The 560-nt window shown below is 47.7% G+C and carries 1 protein-coding gene; it reads left to right on the plus strand.

What is annotated here, in order from left to right; translation table 11 throughout:
• Positions 1-560 (plus strand): FAD-dependent oxidoreductase (locus A3757_RS03730; protein WP_197469724.1); only part of this gene is annotated, 560 nt, incomplete at both ends.

A 560-nucleotide genomic window follows, 5' to 3' on the forward strand; every position in this document is an offset into this window, starting at 1 on the left:
CCTTTTAGTACAGATAATTGGCAAGGCGCCGACACTCTATCGGTTCGCGATCGCCTTAATCAGATGGACCTCTCTCCTTCTTTCTCACCCATCATCGAAGGACTCTTGGGCGCTTCCGTTCATGGAGACTTTGATCAAGCTAGCTACGTAGAAATGCAACGATGGTGGTCTCTCGTTGGCAGTGATATCACTCGTTACAGTGATAGCGTCTCTCGCTATAGCTTTAAACATGGTACGCAAAGTTTAATCAATGCCATGCTGGATGATGGTCGCCCTGACGTGGAATTGGGTACGCCAGTGAAGGAAGTTCATGATCTTGGGGATCACGTAAAAATAATCACCAGCACAGGCAAAACATTTACCTGCCGGTCCACGATTAGCGCAGTCCCCATGAACGTACTATCCAAGATTCAATTTTCGCCTGCGCTACTATCACAAAAGGTGAGAGCGTCCGAGGAAGGTCATGCCGGCTCTGGAATGAAGTTCTACATTCGCATCCGACAGAATATAAAGCCCATCTTAATGTTGGCCTCGGAGCAAGACCCTATAAGCACCATTAT

It is taken from the genome of Oleiphilus sp. HI0117 (assembly GCF_001635235.1).